General features: G+C 47.4%; 21 protein-coding genes, 1 pseudogene and 1 CRISPR repeat array. Of the genes and pseudogenes, 3 read left to right on the top strand and 19 right to left on the bottom strand.

Features of this window, described 5'->3' with window-relative positions; all coding sequences use genetic code 11:
• Together B5X72_RS20880 and istB are read left to right on the top strand one after the other, a co-directional pair.
• Positions 1-417: pseudogene (locus tag B5X72_RS20880) on the top strand (hypothetical protein); the annotation flags it as partial.
• 20 nt (positions 418-437) lie between these two features.
• The gene (gene istB / locus B5X72_RS19640) at positions 438-1,169 is read left to right on the top strand and encodes an IS21-like element helper ATPase IstB (RefSeq protein WP_079718634.1); all 732 of its coding nucleotides are present in this window, start codon (positions 438-440) and stop codon (positions 1,167-1,169) included.
• 138 nt (positions 1,170-1,307) lie between these two features.
• Positions 1,308-1,732: direct repeats of the CRISPR family, unit length 46 nt; unit sequence GTTGTGATTTGCTTTCATTCTTTGATTTACTGATATTAGGCACAGC.
• A 170-nt stretch (positions 1,733-1,902) separates the two neighbouring features.
• On the opposite strand, the gene B5X72_RS19635 is transcribed toward istB, so the two are convergent.
• The 13 genes from B5X72_RS19635 to B5X72_RS20685 all read right to left on the bottom strand — a co-directional run bounded on the left by B5X72_RS19635 (position 1,903) and on the right by B5X72_RS20685 (position 15,652).
• Positions 1,903-2,346, bottom strand: a complete 444-nt coding sequence (locus tag B5X72_RS19635; protein WP_079718633.1) for a helix-turn-helix domain-containing protein — start codon at positions 2,344-2,346, stop codon at positions 1,903-1,905.
• Positions 2,347-2,350: 4 nt separating this feature from the next.
• Entirely contained in the window at positions 2,351-2,635 is a 285-nt protein-coding gene (locus B5X72_RS21095; RefSeq protein ID WP_262497499.1) for a type II toxin-antitoxin system HigB family toxin, read from the bottom strand.
• Between the two features lie 107 nt (positions 2,636-2,742).
• A complete protein-coding gene (gene cas2, locus B5X72_RS19625; protein ID WP_079718631.1) occupies positions 2,743-3,075 on the bottom strand; it encodes a CRISPR-associated endonuclease Cas2 in 333 nt (110 codons plus the stop codon).
• Between the two features lie 6 nt (positions 3,076-3,081).
• Positions 3,082-3,978, bottom strand: a complete 897-nt coding sequence (gene cas1 / locus B5X72_RS19620; protein ID WP_079718630.1) for a type II CRISPR-associated endonuclease Cas1 — start codon at positions 3,976-3,978, stop codon at positions 3,082-3,084.
• A gap of 13 nt (positions 3,979-3,991) precedes the next feature.
• Entirely contained in the window at positions 3,992-4,465 is a 474-nt protein-coding gene (locus B5X72_RS19615; RefSeq protein ID WP_079718629.1) for an HIRAN domain-containing protein, read from the bottom strand.
• Positions 4,466-4,475: 10 nt separating this feature from the next.
• Positions 4,476-8,828, bottom strand: coding sequence for a type II CRISPR RNA-guided endonuclease Cas9 (cas9, locus tag B5X72_RS19610; protein ID WP_079718628.1), 4,353 nt, complete (start codon positions 8,826-8,828; stop codon positions 4,476-4,478).
• 487 nt (positions 8,829-9,315) lie between these two features.
• The gene (locus B5X72_RS19600) at positions 9,316-10,272 is read right to left on the bottom strand and encodes a DUF4407 domain-containing protein (protein ID WP_079718626.1); all 957 of its coding nucleotides are present in this window, start codon (positions 10,270-10,272) and stop codon (positions 9,316-9,318) included.
• A gap of 2 nt (positions 10,273-10,274) precedes the next feature.
• Entirely contained in the window at positions 10,275-10,838 is a 564-nt protein-coding gene (locus B5X72_RS19595; protein ID WP_139378794.1) for a hypothetical protein, read from the bottom strand.
• Between the two features lie 324 nt (positions 10,839-11,162).
• Positions 11,163-12,221 carry a type I restriction endonuclease gene (locus B5X72_RS19585; protein ID WP_217698171.1) on the bottom strand — a complete coding sequence of 353 codons (1,059 nt, stop codon included), beginning with the start codon at positions 12,219-12,221 and terminating at the stop codon, positions 11,163-11,165.
• Positions 12,222-12,421: 200 nt separating this feature from the next.
• Complete coding sequence (locus B5X72_RS19580) at positions 12,422-12,931, bottom strand: thermonuclease family protein (protein WP_217698170.1); 510 nt, start codon at positions 12,929-12,931, stop codon at positions 12,422-12,424.
• A 66-nt stretch (positions 12,932-12,997) separates the two neighbouring features.
• Positions 12,998-13,663, bottom strand: a complete 666-nt coding sequence (locus tag B5X72_RS19575; protein WP_079718622.1) for a response regulator — start codon at positions 13,661-13,663, stop codon at positions 12,998-13,000.
• Between the two features lie 11 nt (positions 13,664-13,674).
• Entirely contained in the window at positions 13,675-15,366 is a 1,692-nt protein-coding gene (locus B5X72_RS19570; RefSeq protein ID WP_245827033.1) for a tetratricopeptide repeat-containing sensor histidine kinase, read from the bottom strand.
• Positions 15,367-15,472: 106 nt separating this feature from the next.
• Complete coding sequence (locus B5X72_RS20685; protein ID WP_139378793.1) at positions 15,473-15,652, bottom strand: hypothetical protein; 180 nt, start codon at positions 15,650-15,652, stop codon at positions 15,473-15,475.
• 438 nt (positions 15,653-16,090) lie between these two features.
• Here B5X72_RS20685 and B5X72_RS19565 point away from each other — a divergent pair, with 438 nt between their 5' ends.
• On the top strand, positions 16,091-17,047 hold the full coding sequence (locus tag B5X72_RS19565) for a hypothetical protein (RefSeq protein ID WP_079718621.1): 957 nt from the start codon (positions 16,091-16,093) through the stop codon (positions 17,045-17,047).
• A gap of 52 nt (positions 17,048-17,099) precedes the next feature.
• Here B5X72_RS19565 and B5X72_RS19560 read toward each other — a convergent pair whose 3' ends face one another.
• The 6 genes from B5X72_RS19560 to B5X72_RS19540 form a co-directional block, all read right to left on the bottom strand.
• The gene (locus B5X72_RS19560) at positions 17,100-18,212 is read right to left on the bottom strand and encodes a lactonase family protein (protein WP_245827032.1); all 1,113 of its coding nucleotides are present in this window, start codon (positions 18,210-18,212) and stop codon (positions 17,100-17,102) included.
• A gap of 102 nt (positions 18,213-18,314) precedes the next feature.
• Entirely contained in the window at positions 18,315-18,401 is an 87-nt protein-coding gene (locus B5X72_RS21215; RefSeq protein ID WP_139378795.1) for a twin-arginine translocation signal domain-containing protein, read from the bottom strand.
• A gap of 26 nt (positions 18,402-18,427) precedes the next feature.
• Positions 18,428-20,614 carry an outer membrane protein assembly factor BamB family protein gene (locus tag B5X72_RS19555; protein WP_079718619.1) on the bottom strand — a complete coding sequence of 729 codons (2,187 nt, stop codon included), beginning with the start codon at positions 20,612-20,614 and terminating at the stop codon, positions 18,428-18,430.
• Positions 20,614-21,897: an MFS transporter gene (locus B5X72_RS19550; RefSeq protein ID WP_079718618.1), complete on the bottom strand. Its 1,284-nt coding sequence runs from the start codon at positions 21,895-21,897 to the stop codon at positions 20,614-20,616. The genes B5X72_RS19555 and B5X72_RS19550 overlap by 1 nt, the downstream gene beginning before the upstream one ends.
• A gap of 12 nt (positions 21,898-21,909) precedes the next feature.
• Positions 21,910-22,314, bottom strand: a complete 405-nt coding sequence (locus B5X72_RS19545; protein ID WP_176146272.1) for a nuclear transport factor 2 family protein — start codon at positions 22,312-22,314, stop codon at positions 21,910-21,912.
• 57 nt (positions 22,315-22,371) lie between these two features.
• Entirely contained in the window at positions 22,372-23,868 is a 1,497-nt protein-coding gene (locus B5X72_RS19540; RefSeq protein WP_079718615.1) for a mandelate racemase/muconate lactonizing enzyme family protein, read from the bottom strand.
• Positions 23,869-23,886 lie beyond the last annotated feature (18 nt).

Below are 23,886 nucleotides of genomic sequence, written 5' to 3'. Positions count from 1 at the left end.
CGTATTGCCCTGCACAGACGCAGCTATAAGAAGCACGGTTATACGACCGACAGGGAACATCTCCCGGAAAACCACCGGCACATGCGCGAGCGCCTGGCATGGAACCCTGATTATTACCTGAGCAAAGCGGAAACATATGGCCCTGCTACTCGGGAGTACTTCCAGCGGGTCATGGACAGTAAGCTTATCATCGACCAGTCCTACCAGGCCTGCCGGGGACTCATGCGCCTGGCAACCGGCTATCCCGAGCGCATTGAAGGTGCCTGCAAGAGAGCGCTCAAAGGACAGCGGTTCAATTATACGGCCATCAAAAACATACTGGACAACAATATGGACCTGCTCGAAAAAAAGGAAGCACCCAAACAATACACCATACCCCTGCATGATAATATCCGCGGTGCCGGAGAATACAAATAATATAAAACCATTGGACAGAAATGAATACAGATCAGACAATCGAACAGCTAAGAACGCTCCGTCTGGCCGGGATGGCCAGACGTTACGAAGCGGTGAGTGCACTACCCGTGCACGAAGTACAGAACGTACATGAACTATTGGCATCCATGGTGCAGGCCGAGGTGGAATACCGCGACCACACCAGGACGCAGAAATACCTGAAGGCAAGCCGGCTGCGCTACAACGCCCTGCCCGAAGAGATTGTCTGCAACCCGGAAAGAGGGATCACGCGCGAACAGGTGCTCCGCTTATCGGATGGGGCCTTTATCGGGCGGGGTGACAATGTACTGATCACCGGGGCTACCGGATCCGGCAAAAGCTTCCTGGCCTGTGCCCTGGGACGATCGGCATGCCTGCTGGGATACCGCACATTGTATTTCAGCATGAACCGTTTCATGGATACGGTCTCCCAGACCAGGCTCGACGGTACATACCTTAAGTGGATCAAAGCCATATCCAACCACAGATTACTTATACTCGATGACTTCGGACTGAAGGCGATCGATGCAGACGCCAGGCTGGCACTATTGGATATACTGGAAGACCGATATGGCAACAGTTCGGTGATTATCACTTCGCAGTTACCGGTGGAGGCGTGGTACAACTTTATCGATGAACCTACACTGGCCGACGCGATAATGGACAGATTGACAGCATCGGCACATAGGCTACCCCTTCAGGGCAAGTCTATGAGGAAGAAAAAAAATCACTAACTTTGAAAACCCAGTGGCGCAGCTGCGCAGATTATTGGCCTCTTCACTGGTGTACTTTCATCCGGAACGGGTGGTGTACTTTCCCCGGAATATTCAATTAGGCACAGCCCCCGAAGTGCCTTGAAGCGCACGGACTTGGTTGTGATTTGCTTTCATTCTTTGATTTACTGATATTAGGCACAGCTTATCAATGTTTTTGTAGTAGTCCATTTCGGTTGTGATTTGCTTTCATTCTTTGATTTACTGATATTAGGCACAGCTTAATTTCAGTGGTGATAATTATGTAGGTCGTTGTGATTTGCTTTCATTCTTTGATTTACTGATATTAGGCACAGCGACGACTGGCGCAACCAAGCGCATCGGTAGTTGTGATTTGCTTTCATTCTTTGATTTACTGATATTAGGCACAGCCAGACCGAGCGCCAAGCACCGTAGCTTCCTGTTGTGATTTGCTTTCATTCTTTGATTTACTGATATTAGGCACAGCGAGACAATGTTTTTTTCATTGTACATTTCGGTTGTGATTTGCTTTCATTCTTTGATTTACTGATATTAGGCACAGCGTACCATCAAGTATTTCAATGTGAATCAGTGGATTAACTCAAAAATTAGAAATAAAAAATCCAAGCCAAAATAGCTTGGATTTTTTATTGATTTGTTATTTTTCCTTATCCTATTTCTAACCCTTGGCTGCTGCTCTGTTACAAAACGAATATGTGGAAAACTTTTTCTATTATACCAACGACGGATGGATTTCTTTTGGAAAATTCATCATACTAGCATTTCTAAAATGCCGATTCTCTGGAACGTGGAGTTTGTAGGGCCTGTTGAATGCCTCTTGGGACAGATTAAATCGGCTGGCCAACTTACGGATAACTTCTTTAGAAAGCCCTTTTTTATAATTCAAGATATCTGAAATATATCCTTTGCTAATACCCAAATAATTGACCAAATCCTTGGGTCGCATGTCGTGATCTTTCATGAGCGATTTCAATAGTTCGATAGGATCCATTTCCTTGAAACTATTATTTGTGGTATCGTAATGTTCAATCAATAAAGTAAGCAACTCCACTTCCTCGTAATTGACAGGATCACCCTCAAGCAACGTCTCCAATTCTTTACAATAGGTGTCGTATTGTGCTTTGTCTTTGATGACGCTATATTTTAATGTTGCCATAATCTTAATAATCGTTTACTATATACTGTGTACCTGATGCACATAGCTTATCATATTCGGCGTGTGTGCCTATCCAGCATATAAATAGGTGTATTTGTGTTGCACCAAAAACATACTTACAAATTAATCTATAATTATTACCACCAACATCAAATACCACCCTATTACTACCGTTACCTAACAGGTCTGCACTATTGAACGTATGTTTTATATCCATCGGCGACTCCCAATCCGCGTATTTGATCTTTCCCAACCAATCCCTTAATGAAACACTACTTCTGGCATGCATGATAGCGAATTGCTCAATAGTCTGTCGTTTTATTAAATGTACACGCATGTAATAATATACAAAGATAGCAAACAAGTTCACAAAAAGAGAACTTTAAAAAGGTTTTCTCAGAATAGCTCAAGTTGTTGCGGCGTATCCGGTCGTTTTCCCATTTCCTTACCCACAAACAATTCGATATCACCAAACTGCTTGTCTGTGATTGTCAATATGCCGACATGACCTTTTTCAGGCAATAAGCGTTTCACCCGTTTAATATGTACATCCGCGTTTTCACGACTATTGCAATGCCTCAGGTAAATGGAAAACTGAAACATCGTGAAGCCATCCTGCATAATGTCTTTGCGGAACCGAGCATGGGCCGCCCGTTCTTTTTTTGTTTCCGTAGGCAAATCAAAAAAGACTAATATCCACAAAACACGATACTGATTTAAACGGTCCACTTTACTCTATACAGACGGATAATTGATTTTACGGGATATGCCTTCGAAACACCTGGCCAATGAAGCAGTCGTCCGCGATGCACCTACCAGCAACGGGCTGGTCATATCGTCAAAACGCACATCCACCTGTGGCAGTTGCAGTAGCTTGGTTTTCAGCACAGTATCCAACCCCTGAAAATCACCTCCATTGGCGACGATATCATAGACGATTAAGTCTACAAACGGACGATAAGGCTCCATAATATCATCTGCCAGGCAATAGGCATTATACTTATTCCTGTGGAATATCCCCAATGTCGGCAGTAACCCGGAAGACACCAGGCTGCGCGCGACAATAGCCCGTAAAATGGCATAACCGTAGTTCAGTAAATTATTGGGTGGCTCTCCACCCCTATTCCGGCTGAATTCGAGGTATTCGCTAAAGATATTTTGCCAATAATACGCAGCCGCACGGCCTTCATAGTTATCAGGATCACCGGATTTGACAGACTTCGACCAGCGGTACATGTTGCCCGATGCTATCCCTAACTTTTCCAGCACACGCGCCTGATTGTAGATTTTCTGCTGGATGGTTTGTTGCCAAAGCTGTTTTTTCAAGGGCAGCGACGCTTCTATCTGGTATCGGAATCGTTCGGCTTGGGTATTCCCGCCATCCAAAGGCAAAATCAGTCCGGTGGGCATGTGGCTGGCGTCACAGGAAATGAGGGCAACGTTGTTCTGTACGAGAGCGGCGATGCATCCGTGGGAAATGGTTATCTGCTGATTTTCCAGTACTACCACGCCAATATCTTCGATCGGTACCGTCCGGTCATCTTTCTCTTTGTCAGGAAAGGAAATTACCAATTGACTATTCCTGTGGCTCAGATAAGCCGGATTGGAAAACATAAGGGTGCGCTTGATCATGTTCTGCCCGCTTTTAAACCTCCCCTAGCCGATACACATCCGGAACATCATCCGCGCGATGCTGGGCAAGTACGCTATCCACCAGTTGCTGACTGGGGATAACCAACTCTGCAAAGACCTCAATTGCCAACCATTCCTGCGCAGGGCGTTTTAGATCTTTATGACTGATGTAGGCGCTAAGACCTACGCCAGCATCCATCATATTGGCCAGCACAATATTCTCATAGGCGGCGATATACCCCAATCGTTTGTCACCTCTATTCACTTGTATGGCAAAACTGTCATAGATATTCGTGGGCTCGCGCACCAGATGCACTTCATCGCCAGCTTGGATATTGTCCTCGATTTCATTAAAGTCATAATGCATCAGCCCACGAATATAGTTGTCGTATATCTTTACGGATTTCGTGCTAATCAAACCCTTAGCGGGCAGGATTAACCCGCCTGCGCCAAGGCCAATGGATTTGAGGAAATCGGTGCGGTTCATACTGCGCTTATTAATACTCTCCAATGCCTACAATATCACCAATATGATTGATGCGAACTTTGATGATGTTTTCCATAAACGGTAAGCTCTTTAATTGCTTATAAGCGATGCCATTCAATTCCTTTTTTTCTTCTACTGTTGTTTCCAAATGATTTCGAAAAACAAAATCTCTTACAGCGGAATTTCCGTAAATGACCTTAGATAACTTCTGTACCCTATACAAATTTGGGCTTATCAGTTTTTTATTTTTAGGGTCTAATAAATCAATTTCGCGTGGATCAAATGCCATTTGATCATTGGAAAAGACAAAATACTCATTCTGCTTCATTGTAAACAAAAATTGCCACCCCAAATGAGCGTTGTATGATTTATCAATGACAGTGAGTCCCTGATTCACTCTTTCGACAGCTTCGAAAAATGAAACAACATGGTCTTGTAAATTGCCGTTCTCATCCCGATATATCGCCACGTGATGATTGTTACCCGTACTGACAAAATCTACGGGAATTTTTTTGCCTTCGTCATCTAGGATATCATTGCCCATATGGTCTTTTTTGTAATGCAAAGGTTCTGCATTCTTCACGCCACTTATCGTTACCCGTTTGATGCTGATGCCTTTTTCCCGGTTCAGCCAAATGGGATTTTTGTCCAAATCGGAAAACGCTCTTTTGGGATCGCCTCCATATTCGTTCAACCGTTCCAAAAGGATGTTTCTGGCTTTGCCATCCAGTACTTTCTCTATAGTTTTAACGTCTTTCAGATTTTCGGGTGTTACATCCTTACGAATGGAATAGTCTTCTTCGAGCCAGACCAATTTCAGTTTTTCGGGTAAAACTTTCTGCTTCGCATTGTCTAGGTAAATCGGGTTTTTATTCAGCGCGTTCCTTCCTGTAAAAGCCTTTTTAGGGTCATTGTTGTTTTCAGCCAGTCTCTCTAAAAGCAATTTTCGGTATAATGGGCTAGAAACCTTTTGGATGGTTTCCTTATCAAATTTAGCTCCGACCTTTTCTTCCTTGCTTTGATAATAACGGTACTTTCTGTACACGGTTTCCTTATGCAACTGACCGCGTGGTGTTAATTCAGTTCTCACCCTTTCGCCATACTTGGTCTTCGTTCTATTTTTGTTTTTGGTGACGACTTTGTTCTTTGCTTTATGCGAAACCAATACGTTTTCCAAATGCGCTTTGGCCACTTGGCGGAAGTTGGGGATGGGGGACTTGAGTACCCGTTTTTTGTTTCCATCGCTGTCCATCACCAACTCTGTTTCTTTTGCCTCAATTGCGATGATATTGCTATGCAATCGATGGCGTTCATTTTTTCTGGCGTTCAAGTAGTTAAGATATTGAATATGATTATGCTTGGTAAAAGCTACCGTCAAAGCGTCCATCGCATGGTGTCGGTGATCGTTGCGCTTGGTCCAATCAACAATACGTTCTTTAAACGTCCCGTCTTTCTTTTCTACCATCTCGGTCAAGCCTAACTTCCTGAATTTTTCGAGATTCAACTCCTGCATGATATTTACCAAATCCCAATCTTCACGCAGCCGATCCGTAATACTTCCTGATGTACTGACCACAGAACGGGTGATGTCATATAGCATATTCTTTGCTTTCTTGGCAATATATTGGCTGTCGCGCAAGTCTCTTTCTATAAAGCCGTCACCGATGTCACTTTCCCGTTTTTGCAGTTTTTGGAACTTAGCCTTTGAGATGCCTTCTTCGGAATTTTTTTGTCCCAATTCAAAAAGATGTTGGGCACGTAAAACAAAATCCACCGCTGCTACCTCTCCATATTTGCTTTCAATGTAGTCATATGCCGTTTTATTGCCCTTGTCTAAATTGTCTTGCCTAAACACAACCGTCTTATTGGAAAAACTATCGTCAAACTGCTTAGCCTGTGGAATAATATGGTCGATATCAATCAGCTTGCTGAACAGAATCTCCCGCGGTATATATGTATTTGTATACAGGTCTTTATAACCGTTGTTTTTCAACTCTTCATACAATTTATAACGGATAATATCATTACGGCTTGGGTTCTTTATGCCAAACTCCGTCTGCAACAGTCTCACAATTCTTTCATGCTTGAGCTTAGCGGCGTTGATATTGGCGGTCATCTCAGCTCTTTCCTTAGCATTCTTCTTCAGCTCACGGGCCAATTCAATCCGTATTTCGTCAAAGTGAAAATCTTCGGGTAATCCTTGGGCCTTTCGTTCGGCATTTTCGGCATCTATCAAAGTGTTGACGACATTTACCATCTGGTTGAGGATTTTCTCTACTACCGGGTTCCGTAAACTGTTTTTCTTTAACAGTTCCAACCTCCCCTTCAACGGCCGATTGGCGATTTCATCCTTTGTGAGCGAAGATTTGGAGTGGCGATAACCGGCATGTTCGCAGGCATCTGAATAATGATGTTCTTTGATATACGGATAAATCCTACGCATCGCTTTGGAACTCAAATTGCCATAATCATCTGATAAGGTGACATTGACCAATATCTTGCTGTGTTCGGGCTTGAAGCCGAATTTTGAGCAAAGCTTTTTCTTCAAACCGATATTTTCATTACCAAAAACCAAAATATCCTCTTCGCTATATTTTCGGGTATCGTCTTCCGCCGAATACAACAAATGCCATAACTGACACGAGGCTTGTTGCTCAAAGGCTTTTCCATCCAGTTCGGCATTAAATTCCAAAATCTGCGTATTGATACCTAATGTTTCAAAAATATCCCGAACCATTTTTTGGATTTCAACAGCGGGCACATCTATATCATCCAGGGCTACTTCGTCCTTGTTGCTCTTGACTTTCAGTAAGTCTTTCACGTCATAACCTTCTATTTCCAATATTTTCAGGTAGGTATCATAGAGGGCTTTGTTGGTCCTGTTACCTTCTATTGTGGTGTAATTGAGTTCATAATCTTGCGGCTTATACCCCAACAAACCCAATGCTTTTGAAGCACTTAGATTACCCTTGATGTTCAGCTCATCAAACAAAAGTTGCTTGGCGTTCATGTCGAAAGCAAAGATTTCTTGTTCTTCTCCCCCTGAATTATCTGACTTTTTTACAGTGCGCTTTCTGCTCCCTTTTTTGCGAATTAGCAAATTGTTGAGCACCTGCCAAATCTTGAACTCTTGAAACAAGGGCGAAGATTTGGGGGCAACTTTTAATCCAATGGTTCTCTTGACTATTTGCCCATTTCTCTCTATTTCGATTTCTTTGCTCTCAAACTCACAAAAGCTCACCAATCCTTTCTGGGACTTCAGTTTCCTTTGATAAAAAATGACGATATCCCGAATTTCTATTTTCAGCTCCTCCGTCAGTTCTGCATGGTGTTTAGATTGTTCGCTCCATATGGCCTCAAACTCATCCATATAATCTTGCCGGTAAAACACCTGATTTTTAAGAAGGGTATGTGGATTGTGTAGAAGTTGCTTGTATAGATATTGGCCAACTGTTTCCTTATTGAAGTACAATTCCTTACTCCGGTCGGATATGGCACCAAGATAACCGGAAGACTTATTCAGGTCATTATTGATTTCGGTAATTACATAAGCAGCCTCTTCTTTTTCCAGTCGTTGCGACACCGCTTCGGCCCGCCATTTATAGGCTTGTAGTTTCTTTTCATCCCTCGAACCCTTATTTTCTGAGGTGTTGATTTGGTATCTGCCCCAGAAGCTTGTCGATGTGGCCCTTTGCCCTTTACCTTCCAGATATTTCTTAAACTCATCGGTAAAAATATCAGGATAATGTTGCTGTTGCTGCTTCCATACTTTATCCAGCTCAGCATTCAAATCCGAACGGTAAAAATCAGGAAGAGTCTTCTTTCCCTCTTTTAATAGTTGGTAAGCAAGTTGGCCAGGGGTGATGTTTTCCTCATACAGCCTTTTCGCAGTGGCCATGCCGTCTATTGCCTGTCCCTCTTCTTCATTTTTTGTCTTTCGACTGCTTTTGTAGCCACGCTTTTTGTTGATGGCCAGCAGCACTCTTGCGAATTGCTCTTTGTCAATTTTTTCTGTAACCGCTTTTGCACGCAACCGCCATGTTTCGTGCGTAGTATGTTTGCCGTCCTCAGCTAATACGCTTTCGGTTGTAATCAAACCTGATTGTATCAATACTTCTATCAGATTTCTTCTTCTGTCCTGAAAGCGATCGAGATTGCGTCTCATCCCCCGTTTCAGTGTCCGGTCTGCATTTACAGACACCGGCTTACCCTTTTCAAAATTGGTTTGTTCATCCGTCGTCAGTGGATTTACGCGCACACCTATTCTTTTGATAAAAGATTGTTCTGGGGTGTCGCCTTCGATGACTTGTGCAAAGCCTATGGAAGTGGTACCCAAATCAAGTCCTAATATCCTTTTCTTCATATCAGTTTATTTTAGCAATTAAAGGTAATCTGCAAGAAAAATTATGTTTTACGGTTTCCCGTATTGCTCAATTCAAAATATGCTATATCTTTGTTTCTGAAAGCAAATCACAATAAGGATTATTCCGTTGTGAAAACATTTAGCGCCTCGACTATCTTCGGGGCTTTTTTTCTTCCCAACCACTTCATCCCCTGATACGCTTATATACTTGTATAGTAAGTTCTTGCTAATGGACACTTCTATCTGCGTTTGGCGTGGAGGATAGTTAATAAACGGAAGGATTTCGACATGGAATTTTAACGTGGCAGCTCTTTCCATAATAAAATTAGTAGTTTGGTTGACGGTCAGTTCATTAATGCATGTGTTTCGATTGTATTAGGATATGCAATATACAACATCGCGTCAAAAAAAACAAAGGACCTCCTGAAACAATCGCACAGAGCCTTCAATTGGAAACCAACGCCTTCCAGCCTAACATCGTTTTGTCTTAGGCTTTCAACCGTTGAAGCATTTCGATACGGATATCCATTTGATGGTCTACTAGCTTGTCATAATCGGACTCCTTGTCGCTTAGTTTCATAATTAGGATAAATAATTCTAATGCAAGAAAGAAGAAAAGGAACAATGCATACACAAACATGCCCACCCAGTTTGATGCGATAACTTCCTTTAAAAGGGTCAGTTCGTCCAGGAAGCCGGTCGCCGACTTTAACTCCTCCTCTTTTTTCCGTTTTAAATCTGTCAAGGAATTTAAAAGCTCAAATTTTTTGCCATTTAGCTCGGTTATCTGCGCTTGCAAAAAATCAAACTCAACCTTCAGCGGGTTATCTACGATAGCAGTGTTTCGCTGTGTGGTCGAATTGACGTTATTACCTGAGCTGTCTTTAGTTACGCTGCTTGTGGTGTAGTTGGTTATAATAACCGGGCGCTTCTGCAATTCTTCGCTTAATGCAAATAAACGGGTGTTTGAAATTTCAAGAACAGAATCAAGTTCTTCTACTTGCATGCGTATGTCATTCTCACTGGTCTTAATCGCTTCCTTAACCCGAATGTCCAACACCTGAACTTTCCTAAGCTCGATATCATCCTGAAAAGTAAATTGATCCATAATCAAAGCCCCAAGGATAGCCATCACCAAACCCAATATGACTCGGAATAGCTTACCTCCCCAACTGATGTGATGCGAAAGGATGATAATCCGCTCGATTTGCAGGATGACAAAAGACATGAGCACACCTCCTATTACCCCTCCCCCAATCCCCATATGCAGGTATCTTGTCGCAAAACAATAGCCAATAAAAAACCACACCAGCATGATGATTAACAAAGCTCCTGTATACTTCTTGGCATTCTTAACACTTTGTTCGCTGGAATTCCTGATTAGGGGATAGCTTAACCCTGTCAGAAAACAACAAAACCTGAGATATGCGCTCTTTTTGTCCATGGTCAAAGTGCTTTAGACAATAGGCTTGCTTGGGTGATGGAAGCCATGCCTTTCATAAACCCGCGTTGATAAGACAACATGGCTCTCTCGCAATAGCCACTATTCGACATTAACGAACTTTCTATCGCGTTGACTTTCTGAATATGCTCCATCAGATCGGTTTTCCGGCTTTTCAACTCTTCAACTAAATCTACTAAGCCCGCACGCGATCTGGACGCTATATGGAAATCCATCTCCTTTAGCAGGGAATCATGATAAATGCGGACTTTTTGAATAATTATTTCGAGATCATACCTGATTAAGCGGATGTTCTCTTGCTTATAACTCTCATCCGGACTGATCATAGCATCGTTGAAACCCTTACTTTCAAAGTCACCTTCCAAGTAATGATAGATAGCGAGTATCCCCTTGTTGCTGGACATGAAGCCGTCCTCCATTACAGGTTTTTTTTCGACGAATAATTCTTCGGTTACGTCTTTTCTATCAACCTCTTCGGTATGCTTAACTGCCAAAGTGGAGTTTGCGCTTCCGTTTTTACTGAAAATACTTTTAAATATACTTGCCATATTTCGGTCCATTAAACAACAATTGAAGGCACTTTATACAACTGGTGGCCACGCTGATGGCATTTTTCACATAATGTAATCATCAACGTATTGGGGTAATCCCAAGGCTCTTTGAATTTTCTGAGCTTTATCTGAAAATGATATTGGCGATGATGCACCTGCAAATTTTCCTGGGATTTGCAGTTAACACAACGGTGGTGATCCCTCGCCAAAATCTCTTGCCGTTTTTTCTTCCATCGTTCATCAAATAACGCTGCTCTGTAGGCTCCATGGTTCTCCTGATCAAGCAGCTGCAGTATGGGATTCTTTGCCACTTTAATTGGTTCAGGACAAATAGTTATTCACCGTCTGCAAAATCGCCTCTGAATAGCTATAGATATCATCCAGCCGTTCGATATCGTGCTTGGTTTCTTTCTTTTCCTTGTCGAACAGCCCAATCCGCATTCTATTGGGCGTGAAATAGAAGCGGCATATCGGTTTGCGGTTATTATCATCAAGCAGGATACCACAATAGGATTGATTGTCACGCATGAAAACACGGCCGACTTCAATCTCCTTACGGAGTATGGATTTGACGATCAAATATCCGTCAATTTCATCCTGTGTTGTCACTACCAATGATTCTGGCTCTTGCGCCGGTGCTGGGGATTCGCTTTCTTCGGTTTCCTTCTTCAACGCGCTCTTTAGCCGCTCACTGATTTGGTCGTTTATAATCTGGCTGAAAACCCGCTTAACTAAGGGCGTAAACTGCTCCAGGACCTTGACGGTAACCAAACTCGGATAGGCCTGCTTTGCGAAATAACGGACAAACTCTTCAGAGGGATTCTGGATTTCACTAGTGACCAATATCTTCAGTTCATTGAAATACTTCAACTCGCTTGCCGTTGAAGATATATTGTCTAAGTCGAAGACTGATTTATGGAATTTCCGCAACTCGGCAATTTCATTATCCTTGATATCGGTAATCTTGAATTCAAAAAAAGGCTTTTCGTCCATCTTATTGGGCGTAACCAAATCGGTATAAAACCGATATTCCAGCCCGTTGGTCAATAAACTGAATTTGGCCGATGTGGTATGGAAGTACCGGAAGAGTTGCGAATTGTGCGGATCCAACCCATCGGCATAGTGCTTGCATTCGATAAGGATGACAGGTTTTTCTTCACGCAGAATGGCATAATCCACCTTCTCTCCTTTCTTAATGCCGATATCTGCAATAAACTCAGGATGTACTTCGAAGGGATCAAACACATCGTAGCCCAAGATTTTCAGGAATGGCATGATAAGGGATGTCTTGGTAGCCTCCTCTGTGTTTATCTGCGGCAACAGCCGGTCTACACGTTTGCCGAATTGGCGAATTTCTTCTTTGAAATCCATGGTGTTCATCTTTAGGTTTTTAGTTTTGAATTAATCTTCCCACCCACGCAACAGCATTGCCGTCAACGCTGAAAAAAGAAACAAGATCGTGACGGAGGCTTTCATCGTGTTGCAAATCTTATTCATGTATGCTGCCATTTGCTTACGATGTCAAAAATACAAGGCATAGGTGTCCGCTCCTTACGGGAAACCGTAAAGCCGCAATTACTTCAAAAAATTTCAGCCCATAGCCCCCGCTCCGCCTGCCGGGCCTGCTGCTGTAAGTCAGCAAATAAGTCTACATATTTGATATTGGGAGGGTAAGTAGCCATCACCGCGTAGCCTTGGGCGACCAGATGGGCGTTTAGAAATGTGCCGTCTTCGAGGTAGACATAGGCCAATAGCCGTTGATACCGATCTTTTTCCTGCACGTCCAGTTCCAGCCGGACTCGTTTGTGCAGCGTCAATTTTGTCACGTACGCCTTGGCCTCTTCGCCGAAGTGCCCTTTCTTCTTCCGGCCTGCGTTGCGCGTTTCGGGCGCATCTATCCCGATGAAGCGAACTTTAACCTCGTCCGCCCCGTCCCTCACCCAAAAGGTATCCCCGTCTATCACCTTGGTCACATAGACATACTTTTCTTTCGGCGCCGATATTTGTTTTTGGCCTGCCGGTTCAGCGATTTCAAACGCAGCGCAGACAACGAGGAGCAAGGCTACGAAGATGGGAGCTTTCTTAATCAAATAGGATTGAATTTGCTTAAAGCAATCGTGCATCGTGCCAAAATTAACGAAGATTACGACATGGCACTAAATAATTTCAATATCCTTACAGTAAGCGATAAGCTGCGCGTTGTTGGAAAACCCCAACACTTCCTTCATCAGGCTAAGCCGTTTCTCCACGCTGCTTAGCCCGGAAGGCTTGATATGTTGTTTCTGCAGGTAATACGGGATATCCTTTTGCAGTACGCCTTGCGAGAGGAGCTTGATGATGGTCACATCAAAAGTGGTAAACTCATAGGAATTTTCCCCTTGGATGGTTTGCTTCAAATCCGGCGATAGATAGGTGCTGTGCTGGTAAACGGCGTGGATGGCTTGCTTGAGATTTTGGGCATCACGCCGCGCTTTACGGACATAGCCGTCAATCGAGAGCGATTTAAACAGATTGTCCACGATGGGTGCCCTGTTTTCTGCCGAGAAGACGATCACCTTCAGGTCTGGCTGTGCTTCCCGCGCTGCCCGGATAAGCGCTTTCCCGTCCACGAGCGTTTGCTTGCAATGGTCTTCTTCAAAATATAGGTCCGTAATGAGTAAGTCATAGGGCTCGCCGGCCTTCAACGCATTCCGTATCCAGGCAAACGCATCATCACAATAATAGACATACCTGGCGTCAGCTATGCCAAGTTCGTCCAATGTCTTTTGTACAGAAATATTCGCTATCTCGTGGTCTTCGGCAATCAATACTTTTTTGAACATCCGCTAACAGTTTAAAAGACGGGAAAAGAGAGGTGTATTTTTAATCCCTTTTCGACCTCGGTGTCAAAGGTAATGAGGCCGCGAAGATTTTTTATACGGTTTCCCGTATTGGTAAGGCCATTGCGATAAGTAAACGTTTTAGGCAGGCCGACACCGTTATCGCTGTAGTGGATATGGAGCTCATGGCCGATTCGTTCAAAACGCACGGCAACGTGGCTCGCCCAGCTGTGCTTCTTCATGTTGACCATGAGTTCTTGCAGGATGTGCTCGATCTCATGCTTCACTGCCAACGATACGGTTTCCCATAGGTCGAAGTCGTTTCCCACGATGACTACTTTCGTTTCGTCTGAAGCGAATGAGGTGAGCAGGCCCGCCAGCTTATCGTTGAAGTCCGGCGGATCGGCCGACGGCACATCGACCTCGGTATCGTAGGATATATCGCGCGACTTCTCATACATGACTTCCAGCCGGTCCAAGATCCCTTCCCTATCGATATCGGGTTTGTTTTCGATTTCGGTCATCACGCGATAAAGTCCGTTGGCCACCACATCGTGCACTTTTTTGGACGTTTTGAGCTGATGCGCTTTTATCCGGTTTTGGGCTTCGAGCTCCAGCCGCTGTTTTCGCTTCCGGTGCCAATACACACTGCCGGCTAACAACAGGATAGCGATGATGGCAATGACCGTAGTCAATATTCGCTGCCGGCTGATCTGGTAGGCGTTTTCGGCATTTTCTTTCTGTAGCCTTAGGTTGTCTGCTTTGTTCTTCTCCGCCTCGTACCGGATAACGGCAAATTGGTTTTTGGCAGCATTGCGGGCTGATTGGACGCTGTCGCTAAGCCGTTGATACGTCGCAAAGTACAATTTGGTCGAATCGGACGGCCCCAACCTAATCATTCGTCGCAGGGCCAGAATTTGGTCGTCGGCACTTTCGATTTGCTTGGCCACTTCATACCTCTTACGGGCGTAATACCAGGCCGAATCCAGCCGCTTTTTTTGATAATAATCGGTAAGATGTGCATAGCTGGCGTTTAGGCCCCAAAGGTCATTTTCTTCCTTCCGGATACGGAGTGCACGTAAAAATTCCGGTATTGCGTTGTATGTGGGATCTTGAAGCCATTTCAGGATGGTCATATTTGAAAGGACCCGGGCATATTCTCGAGGGTCCTTACTGGTTTCTTCTACAACTTGCTGGTATATGTTGTAGGCTTCGCTGTAGTTTTCCATCTCTTTGTAGGTGACAGCTTTGTTATTAAGGTAAATACGGGTATCCAGCGAATCGTCCGAAAATTTAATTGCCAAGTCGTAGAAATCCAACGACCGCTTATAATCTTTTAGGTTACGTGAGGCTATTCCGAGGTTGTTGTAATTGGAGCCCAGGTAATGGTGGTGTGCCCGGTTCTGCTGGTTTAAGTATGCAACAGCTTGGAGCGAGGTCTCCTGACCGCCGAAATGATCACCTTGATTGGTCAAAATGATAGCCATCTGCGTGAGACAGTACGCCGCATTGAGGCTGTCATTGGCTTCCAGAAAAACGTCTTTAGCCAGGTTGAGATAGAAAAAAGCACTGTCTACCGGGCCGCTGTCCAAGTATGTAAATGCCTGATCGTAGTACGGATTGTCAATGGGCTGGGGCTCGTGAGTTTCCTCCCGCGAACACGAAAGAAAAATAAGGAATGACAACGGAATGCTTAGGTGTTTCAATAGGATTCAAATTTTATTCGAAATTAGCAAAACTAAAAAACAGAATAAAATTTTATACAAATAAAAAAAGGCAGCGCTTTGCTGCCTTTTACGATTGGATATGTATTTACGTACTTTGGGGCGGCCTGGGAGGCACCTGTCCGGTTTCTCCACCGTTTCCGTTACTTGAACCGCCACCGTCTCCACCACCGCCGTTCGTAGTCTGTACGGTGGGCTGGCCCTGACCGGAATTACTGCCTGAAGGACACACCAAACCCATTAGTATTGCAAAAATGTAATACAACATAATTCAAAAATTTTAACATGAAAACTTGGTAGGTCCCCGCGACCTGTTCGCGGGGGTTGCTACGTTGGTTTTCAGAAGGCCTTCTGAATTTGTTGGGAAGTGCGAGCGTCTATCGCGGGAGCTAATAACTGCTTCCCAAACCGGCTATAAGCCACCGCGATTTCTTCTCATTTTGAAACCTGTTTCGTACATTTACCTCCATTGTGAATCAATGCTTGAACTGATTTCTGAAGCAAAAATATGGAGCGCAAATACCTAACCATCAGCAAATTCTGATGATTCCGTTATTCAACATCTTATTCCTGATTTTCCGGATGGACGTCTTGAAATTCCGGTGTTGGGCGATGGTGTTTTTACTTATAAAAGAATACGGGATTCCGTTAAAAGATTACGGGATTCCGTAAATTCCGATTGGTCGGTTGAGCTAATTTTGTTGCAATGTCAGAATTTGATAAATTTAAGGAAGAGGTGATAAACACCTATCGGGAAAAGAAAGAAAAGCATGCCCTGCCCAGTGAACTGGAACGCCCTTCTCCGGCGCAGCTCATGAGGTATTGCCTGGTACTTTTACGTAGGGGCGACATAAAGCAAGATATTCCCACCCTATTAAAAATTTTTAACGCTGATAATAAGCATGCCGATCTGGAGACCGCTATTCGAAAGTTTGGAACGGATGGATTTAAACCACTAAAAAATTTTATAATCGGCAAGACAAGCAAGCCTCGTGAAAATATCGTGAAGCTGCTGGCGATATTAATCGACTTCCAGCCCCGCCCCTTTGATAAATGGCGGGAAGCACAACGTAGCGACTCAAAGGAAAACCAAAAGGAAGACCAAGAAGAAACAGCCGCGGATCCGCCCGCTGATCAGGCGGAAGAATGCCAGGCGGATATGGCCATAAAAGAGAACGAAGATGTGCCCAAGGGGCAAAAAAATGAGGTATCGACTTCGGCATCGGAAAATGCGGGCAAGGAAGGCTCGGGTAAAGGACAGGCCAAATCCGGAGTTTGGTCGACAATCAAAAAACCGGCATTGTATGGAATGGTTGCATTTTTGGCGACAATCGGTGCGTACCGACTCGCCGACAGCTTTGATCGGGAATGTATGTATTGGCGCACCGACCGCTATGTACCGATCGCTTGCCATACAAAAATCGAAGACGCGAAAATTATCCCCCTGAATAAGCAACTGGCCAAAAACTTCCGCAAAATCATGCAGCCAGATACATTGACCAAAGACGCCCTCGGAAAAGTTTGGTATGTAAAGGTTACGGTGGACAGCATCGAGTTTTATACAGCTCCCGGCTTTTATCCATTGGATACCAATAAAAGGCTAAAGCCGGTAACGCCGTACATACTCGATAAATACGTATTTAATAGGCAAAAAAAGCAATAAATAAGGTTACATCTTCCGGACCCGGATTCCAGAAGAAAGTAAAACTGGGGGATTAAAAAACCAAACACACCGGCGATCCCACAGCGATGCGGTGCCTGGTATCTTGCAGTAACCCCGTAGCTGCATCCCTGCTGAAGACCACCACCTCATCGGTATTCTGGTTGGCCACCAGGAGGTACTTGCCGTCCGGCGAGATGTTGAAATTGCGGGGACCACGGCCCAGCACGGACTGATTGCCGACCTTGGTGAGCGTGCCGTCCGTTGCGTTCACCCGGTAGATGGCCAAGGTGTTGGCATCGCCCCGGTTTGATGCGTACAGGAATTGGCCGTCGGGCGACAGCTTGATGTCTGCCGCACCGTTTTTGCCGGCGAAGCCCGCTTCGTTTATCTCCACTTCTTGGATGGCTTCCAACCGGCCGTTTTGCTGCCGGTAGACCAGCACGTTGGCAATCATTTCCTCAATGAGGTAGACAAATTTTCCGTCGGCGGATTGGGTCAAATGCCTGGGACCACCGCCCGGTGAGCTCTTGGCAACGGGTTGCGCCGCAGGGATAAGCGGCCCGTCTGCGCTGGCGGGCCGGAAGTCGTAAATGTGTACATTATCTGTCCCCAAGTCCTGCACATAGATGCGTCTTTCATCGGGCGTAAAAAAAGCGGAATGCACATGCGGGGCTTGCTGCCTGCTTTGGTCGGGGCCACTGCCGGTATGCTGGATAAGCTGGCTGATTGCGCCAAGGCTTCCGTCGGGCTCGATGGGGAATACACTGATGCTGCCCCCACCGTAATTGGATACAACAACGTGCGTACCTCCCCGGTCGACGGCGACATGGCACGGTGCATCTCCTTGTGTAAGCTGCTGGCTCAACAGGCTCAGCCTCCCTGTAGCCTCGTCATATGCATAGGCGCTGACCGCCCCTTCGCCGTCTCCATTTTCATTGGCCGCATAGATATATTTCCTATCGGCACTGATAGCGAGAAATGACGGATTGTTGGCGGCCGCCGTACTTCTCAGCGTAGCGCTACCGGTGGCGGGATCAAAGGCGTAGACGTAGATGCCTTTGCTCTTTCCATTGTTTGTGTACGTACCGATGAATAAATCAATCGGTTGGTGCTGGGCAAAAATCATGGCGGGCAATATGATTAACAATGTGGCTAATGTCTTCATCAAAACAACGTAGTTTATAATAATGTTCAATAATAAATAAAATTAAGGAGATTGCCTAACCTCCTTGTGCTGCGGATTTGACCACACCTTGCTTGGCCAGGGCTACCCGCCGCTCGCCCCGCTCCCTCCTACCGTCATGGCTGCCAGCGCGGCGGTGTTTTTGATAAACGCTCTTCTGTTGGCTTTCATGTTTTGTAAGTTTATAACTATCGTTTTTACTCAAGCGCAAATGCGATATATGATCCGCCTGGCTTGAGCCCATACTTGGTGCCTCCTGCCGCTACGACGACGTATTGCTTTCCATTGACGGAATAGGTCGCCGGCGTGGCGAACGCCCCCGCGGGAAGCTGATACGTCCACAGGATCGCACCGGTTTTCTTGTCAAACGCCCTGAACAGCTCGTCTTGCGTGGCACCGATGAACAGCAGCCCGCCGGCCGTCACGATAGGTCCACCATGGTTTTCGGTACCTGTGGGGGGTATACCTTTTGCTGTGAGCGCGGGAAATTCGCCGAGAGGAACCTTCCAGAGGTATTCGCCCGTATTCAGGTCGACCGCATTCAAGGTGCCCCAGGGCGGCTTCACCCCGGGATACCCTGCTGGGGTACGGAACTGCACCTGCCCATTGTTTACCCACGGCGCGACATAAGGAAACCGGCTTGTGGTGTCTTCTTCAACGCCGGCTGCTGAACGGTTGTGCATATCTTCCGGTTCGTCAGTTTTGAGCAGGAAGTTGATGATGGCTTCCCTGCGGAACTCATCCATATGCTGGAACGAAGGCATCATCCCCTTGCCCGACTGGATGACGGCGGCGATATCCTTGCGCTGCAAGCGCTTTCCGACATCCACCAGCGACGGGTTGTTGCTGCCGCCGCCTTGGAGATCCGCACCGTGGCAGACCGCGCAATGGGTCGCGTACAGTGCTTCACCTCGCGACAATTGTGCGTTACGGCGTTCTTTCATACTGGTTTCGAGATCCAGCATCCGGAGATCCCACGGCATCTCGTTGGAATTGACGTAAAAAATGCCGTCCGGATCGGCTGCCGTACCACCCCATTCGGCACCTCCACCGATGTGGAAGACCAATGTGCCTTCTACGCTTGGGGGAATAAACTTGTTGCCCGAGCGCGTTTGCAGGAACCTTTTTTTCACGAATTCGTAGGATTCGGGGTCGAGGTCGTTGATATCTGCTTCAGTAAAGTACTGGCGGGCGAATGGTTCAGGCTTCAGCGGATAGGGCTGCGTAGGCCAGGGCGCTTCGCCCGGCACGGCGCCTTCCACCGGTACGGGGCGCTCCTCTACGGGAAAAAGCGGCTCTCCGGTATCGCGGTCGAGCACATAAATGAGCCCGTCTTTGGTGGCTTGTGCTACAGCGTCGATCATCCTGCCTCCGTGCCGCACCTGGATGAGGTTGGGCGGATTGGGGATATCGCGATCCCACAGGTCATGGTGGATGGTTTGGAAATGCCACTTGCGCTTGCCGGTGAGCGCATCCAGAGCGAGGATGCAGTTGCCGAATAGGTTTTGGCCATGCCTGCCACCGCCGTAAAAGTCGGTGGACGGCGAGCCGGTGCCCAGGTAGACAACGCCCCGCTTGGTATCCAGCGTCATTCCGGCCCAGTTATTGGCGCCGCCCATATAGTTGTAGGCCTCGGGCGGCCAGGTGTCGTATCCAAATTCGCCGGGGCGGGGAATGGTATGGAATAGCCATTCGAGTTTGCCCGTCCGCGTGTTGAAGCCGCGGATATGGCCGGGTGCGGCGTCACCGAACTCGGAGACTCGGGAACCCATAATGAGGATGTCCTTATACACCACGCCGGGGGTAGTGGCTATCACCATCAGCTTACTGACGTCATGATCCAGCCCTTCGTCCAATCCGGTATATAGGCTCACGATACCGCCCTCGCCAAAATCTGCTTTCAGCTCGCCCGTTTTGGCGTTCAACGCAAAGAGGCTGGAACCGGCGGTAAAGAAAATACGCTCATCGCCGTTTTCACGCCAATATACCACGCCCCGGTTCTGGTGATACCGGGGTTCGATGTACTCGAATGGATCGAACCGCCACACTTCCTTGCCGGTTGCGGCATCCAAAGCAAATACCTTTAACTTCGGTGATGTTGCATACAGCACGCCATCCACGATAATGGGCTGGCATTGGATCTCATAACCGCGTTCATTGGGATCGCTGTTTTCGCCGGTGTGGTATTGCCATGCCACCTTCAGCTGGCTCACGTTGGCTACGTTAATCTGATCCAACGGTGAATACCGGTTCCCCGCATTATTACCACCATAAACCGGCCAGTCGTCTCCCGTATGGTCATTACGCTCGTCATGCGAAGACGAACAGCCAAGGACTATTGCGGCCGCAACAACCAGTGCCCTGCTACGGAATGAATGCTTCATTACGGTGCCGATAAGGGTAGTACCGGGCTGGTTTTCCGCTGCCGGGGCGATTTCACCACGATGATCGTCAGGATGGCGGAAGACAACAGCGCGAAGGCCATCAACAGGTACGAAGCACCGAACCCTCCGGTGGCACCATTGAGGTAGCCGACGATATATGCGCCTACGAACGAACCGAGCGCTCCCATGCTGTTGATAAGGCCCAGGGCACCCCCCGCTACATTCTTGGGCAGGATCTCGGTGATGACCGCGAAAAACGGCCCATACGGTGCATACATGGCGCCGCCGGCCAATACCAGCAGGATAAATGACAGCCAGAAATTGCTGGAGCCCACCAGATACGACCCATACAGTGCAAGTGCCCCCAGCAGCAGGAAGGGCCAGATGAAGATCTTCCGGTTGAGCGTTTTGTCTGAAAGATAGGAGGCGCCGAGCATGGCGATGATCGCCAGCAGGTACGGTACGGCGGCCAGCCATCCGGTGGTCACGATATCCATATTGGGTGCTGCGTTGATGATGGATGGCAGCCACATCACAAAACCGTACAGGCCGAGGCTCCACAAGAGGTATTGCAGGCACAACAGGATGACGGCCCGTGAGCGGAAGGCCTGCGCATAGTTTTTCACCGGCTTGATTTCCCGCTGTTCCTCCTCCAGCGTGGCCTCCAAGGCTGATTTCTCCGGCACGCTCAGCCAGCTTGCTTCCCTGGGCCGTTCATCCACCATCCGCCACCACACGAAGGCCCATAGGATGGCCGGCGCACCCTGGATGATAAACATCCAACGCCAGCCCAGGGCATCGATGAGGTATCCCGAAAGCACGGACATCCAGAGCACCGTGGCCGGATTGCCTAATATCAAAAACGTGTTGGCCCGCGAGCGCTCTGCTTTGGTAAACCATTGGCTGAGCAGGATGAGCATGGCCGGCATCACCGCGCTTTCCACGACGCCCAGCATGAACCGGATGACGACGAGCCACCCGGCATTGCTCACCATACCGGTGGCCGTGGCAAATGCACCCCATAGAATCAGCGACCAGAATATGAGCCGCTTGGCACTTTTATGCGCAGCGTAGTGGGCACCGGGAATCTGGAAAAAGAAATACCCCAGAAAGAAAAGCGATCCCAATAGCGACGACATGCCGGGCGTGATACCCAAGTCTTCGGCCATGCCGCCCGCGGCGGCAAAGCCGAAGTTGGCCCGATCGAGGTAAGCGAGGCTATACGTGATGAAAACAACGGGAATAATGCGGTACCACCGCGACCTTGCTAATTGTCTTTCCATAATTGCTCCCTGTTATATCCTTACGGCTTGGCGGGCAAGCAATTGCCAGCCCTCGCTGCTTTTCTGCCACACCTGCAGCACATGCAGGGTGACGGTACCGGGTTCTTTTCCTTCGTCATGCGTGTGGGCAAAAAAACGGTGCCGCACAATCGCCGTATTGCCGGAAAGGTCTACCGTCTGGTCAGACAACTCCAGGCTCAGGAATTTGTTTTTGCCGGATACAATGGCAGCCACGCAGGCGTCGCGGTCTTCAACCAGCCCGCTGGAATGCCCGTAGGTGAGCTTCGGCGACGTCAGTTTGTAGAAAACCGATTCATCCGGCTCGACCATTGTCTGCCGGAATAATTCGACAACGGCTTCTACTTCAGCCACTGCCGTTGATTCATTTTCGCTTTCATTGCATCCAGTCATCATCATTATACTTATAGTAAGCAAGAATAGATTACGCATCTGATATCCTAATTTTTTGTGTGATTAACTCCATGTACGGTCGTGTGAGCGCCTGTCGTCCCATTGCGGGGTGGGCTCGAAATAGCTCTTGTCTTTGTCAATCAGGTATTTCTTCACCACCTCGTCATTCAGTTCGATACCCAGTCCCGGCGCGGTAAGTGGCACATTGGCGTATCCTTTTTCGATAAGCTTGCGTCCATCGGTGGTCACGACCAGATCTTCCCACCAGGGCAGGTCTACCGAATGGTGCTCCAGGGCAAGGAAGTTTTCGGTGGCTGCAGCGCAATGTACGTTGGCCATGAAGGATACGGGCGTGCCTGCCTGGTGCATGGCCATGGCAATGCCAAATTCCTCGGCGTAATCGCCGATACGTTTGGTTTCAAGCAATCCGCCGGATGAGGCTAAGTCTGGATGGATGATATCTACCGCCCGCTCATGGATAAGCGGTTTGAAATCTTTCAGCAGGTAAATATCTTCGCCGGTGATGGTAGGCGTTTCGAGTGCTTCGGTGATGGTTTTCCACTGCTCGGTATATTGCCAGGGCACCATGTCTTCGAGCCATGCCAGCCGGTATTTTTCCAATGCCCTGCCCAGGCGTATACCGTTATTCAGGTCGAAATGGCCGTAATGGTCGGTCGAAATCGGAATCTCATACCCCGTCAGGCTCCGGATGTTGGCGACAACCTGCTCGAGGTGATCCAGCCCCTTATCGGTGATCTGTATTTGGGTAAACGGGTGCATCCGGTTGGCGTAAGACATGTAGCCGTAGTTGCCCCACTGGGCCAGGCGTCCTTGTTCGTTTTTCCAAAACTCGGCATTCACCACCGCGTCAGGCACGTCAAGCACCTCGCCGATGGATACGTCCATCTTCAGCCAGGTATACCCCTGTTCGTTCACCCGGTATTCGATTCGTTTCTTCTGCTCTTCGGGCGAGCCGCCTTCCGGCGTGTCGGCATAGAGCCTGACCTTATCGCGGTACAAGCCCCCGAGCAGTTGCCAGGCGGGCACACCGTACGCTTTGCCACAGATATCCCACAGGGCCATTTCTACGGCGCATACGCCACCGGCCTGACGGGCCGGGCCGCCGAACTGCCGAATCATCTTGAATATTTTCTCGACATTGCAGGGGTTTTCACCGATGATGCGGCTTTTCAAAAAGAGGGCATAGCGCTCATCGGCTCCATCGCGTACTTCCCCCAGACCGTAGATCCCTTGGTTGGTATCAATGCGGATGATGGCTGTGCGCCCCAGGACGCGGGTCACGCAATAGCGCATGTCCGTAATCCGGAGGTCCGACGGGGCAGACCGCCGGTTGACCTTCGAAGTGGTGTGCGCTAAGGTGTCTTCGATAGACATATTCATGAAACCGCCTAAGGCTAAACCGCCAAATGCCGCCTTTTTCAAAAATTCACGGCGCGCGGAGGTCGTGGCCGGATTGGCCAGCTCGGCCTGCATCGCGGCACGCTGTTGTTGTTCTGCTTTTCGGGTTTGTGCTTTCAGTTGTTGTATGATGGTTTTCATTGCTGTCAAGTAATCTGT

This window comes from Parapedobacter luteus, assembly GCF_900168055.1.
GTDB classification, from domain to species: Bacteria; Bacteroidota; Bacteroidia; order Sphingobacteriales; family Sphingobacteriaceae; genus Parapedobacter; species Parapedobacter luteus.
This window is presented reverse-complemented; position numbering and strand designations above follow the sequence as displayed.

Bases quoted from the DNA above. Each gene is read 5' to 3' on its own strand.
- istB (WP_079718634.1), top strand. From the start codon at position 438: ATGAATACAGATCAGACAATCGAACAGCTAAGAACGCTCCGTCTGGCC.
- B5X72_RS19635 (WP_079718633.1), bottom strand. From the start codon at position 2,346: ATGGCAACATTAAAATATAGCGTCATCAAAGACAAAGCACAATACGAC.
- B5X72_RS21095 (WP_262497499.1), bottom strand. From the start codon at position 2,635: ATGCATGCCAGAAGTAGTGTTTCATTAAGGGATTGGTTGGGAAAGATC.
- cas1 (WP_079718630.1), bottom strand. From the start codon at position 3,978: ATGATCAAGCGCACCCTTATGTTTTCCAATCCGGCTTATCTGAGCCAC.
- B5X72_RS19615 (WP_079718629.1), bottom strand. From the start codon at position 4,465: ATGAACCGCACCGATTTCCTCAAATCCATTGGCCTTGGCGCAGGCGGG.
- cas9 (WP_079718628.1), bottom strand. From the start codon at position 8,828: ATGAAGAAAAGGATATTAGGACTTGATTTGGGTACCACTTCCATAGGC.
- B5X72_RS19600 (WP_079718626.1), bottom strand. From the start codon at position 10,272: ATGGACAAAAAGAGCGCATATCTCAGGTTTTGTTGTTTTCTGACAGGG.
- B5X72_RS19595 (WP_139378794.1), bottom strand. From the start codon at position 10,838: ATGGCAAGTATATTTAAAAGTATTTTCAGTAAAAACGGAAGCGCAAAC.
- B5X72_RS19585 (WP_217698171.1), bottom strand. From the start codon at position 12,221: ATGAACACCATGGATTTCAAAGAAGAAATTCGCCAATTCGGCAAACGT.
- B5X72_RS19575 (WP_079718622.1), bottom strand. From the start codon at position 13,663: ATGTTCAAAAAAGTATTGATTGCCGAAGACCACGAGATAGCGAATATT.
- B5X72_RS20685 (WP_139378793.1), bottom strand. From the start codon at position 15,652: ATGTTGTATTACATTTTTGCAATACTAATGGGTTTGGTGTGTCCTTCA.
- B5X72_RS19565 (WP_079718621.1), top strand. From the start codon at position 16,091: ATGTCAGAATTTGATAAATTTAAGGAAGAGGTGATAAACACCTATCGG.
- B5X72_RS19560 (WP_245827032.1), bottom strand. From the start codon at position 18,212: ATGAAGACATTAGCCACATTGTTAATCATATTGCCCGCCATGATTTTT.
- B5X72_RS21215 (WP_139378795.1), bottom strand. From the start codon at position 18,401: ATGAAAGCCAACAGAAGAGCGTTTATCAAAAACACCGCCGCGCTGGCA.
- B5X72_RS19555 (WP_079718619.1), bottom strand. From the start codon at position 20,614: ATGAAGCATTCATTCCGTAGCAGGGCACTGGTTGTTGCGGCCGCAATA.
- B5X72_RS19550 (WP_079718618.1), bottom strand. From the start codon at position 21,897: ATGGAAAGACAATTAGCAAGGTCGCGGTGGTACCGCATTATTCCCGTT.
- B5X72_RS19545 (WP_176146272.1), bottom strand. From the start codon at position 22,314: ATGATGATGACTGGATGCAATGAAAGCGAAAATGAATCAACGGCAGTG.
- B5X72_RS19540 (WP_079718615.1), bottom strand. From the start codon at position 23,868: ATGAAAACCATCATACAACAACTGAAAGCACAAACCCGAAAAGCAGAA.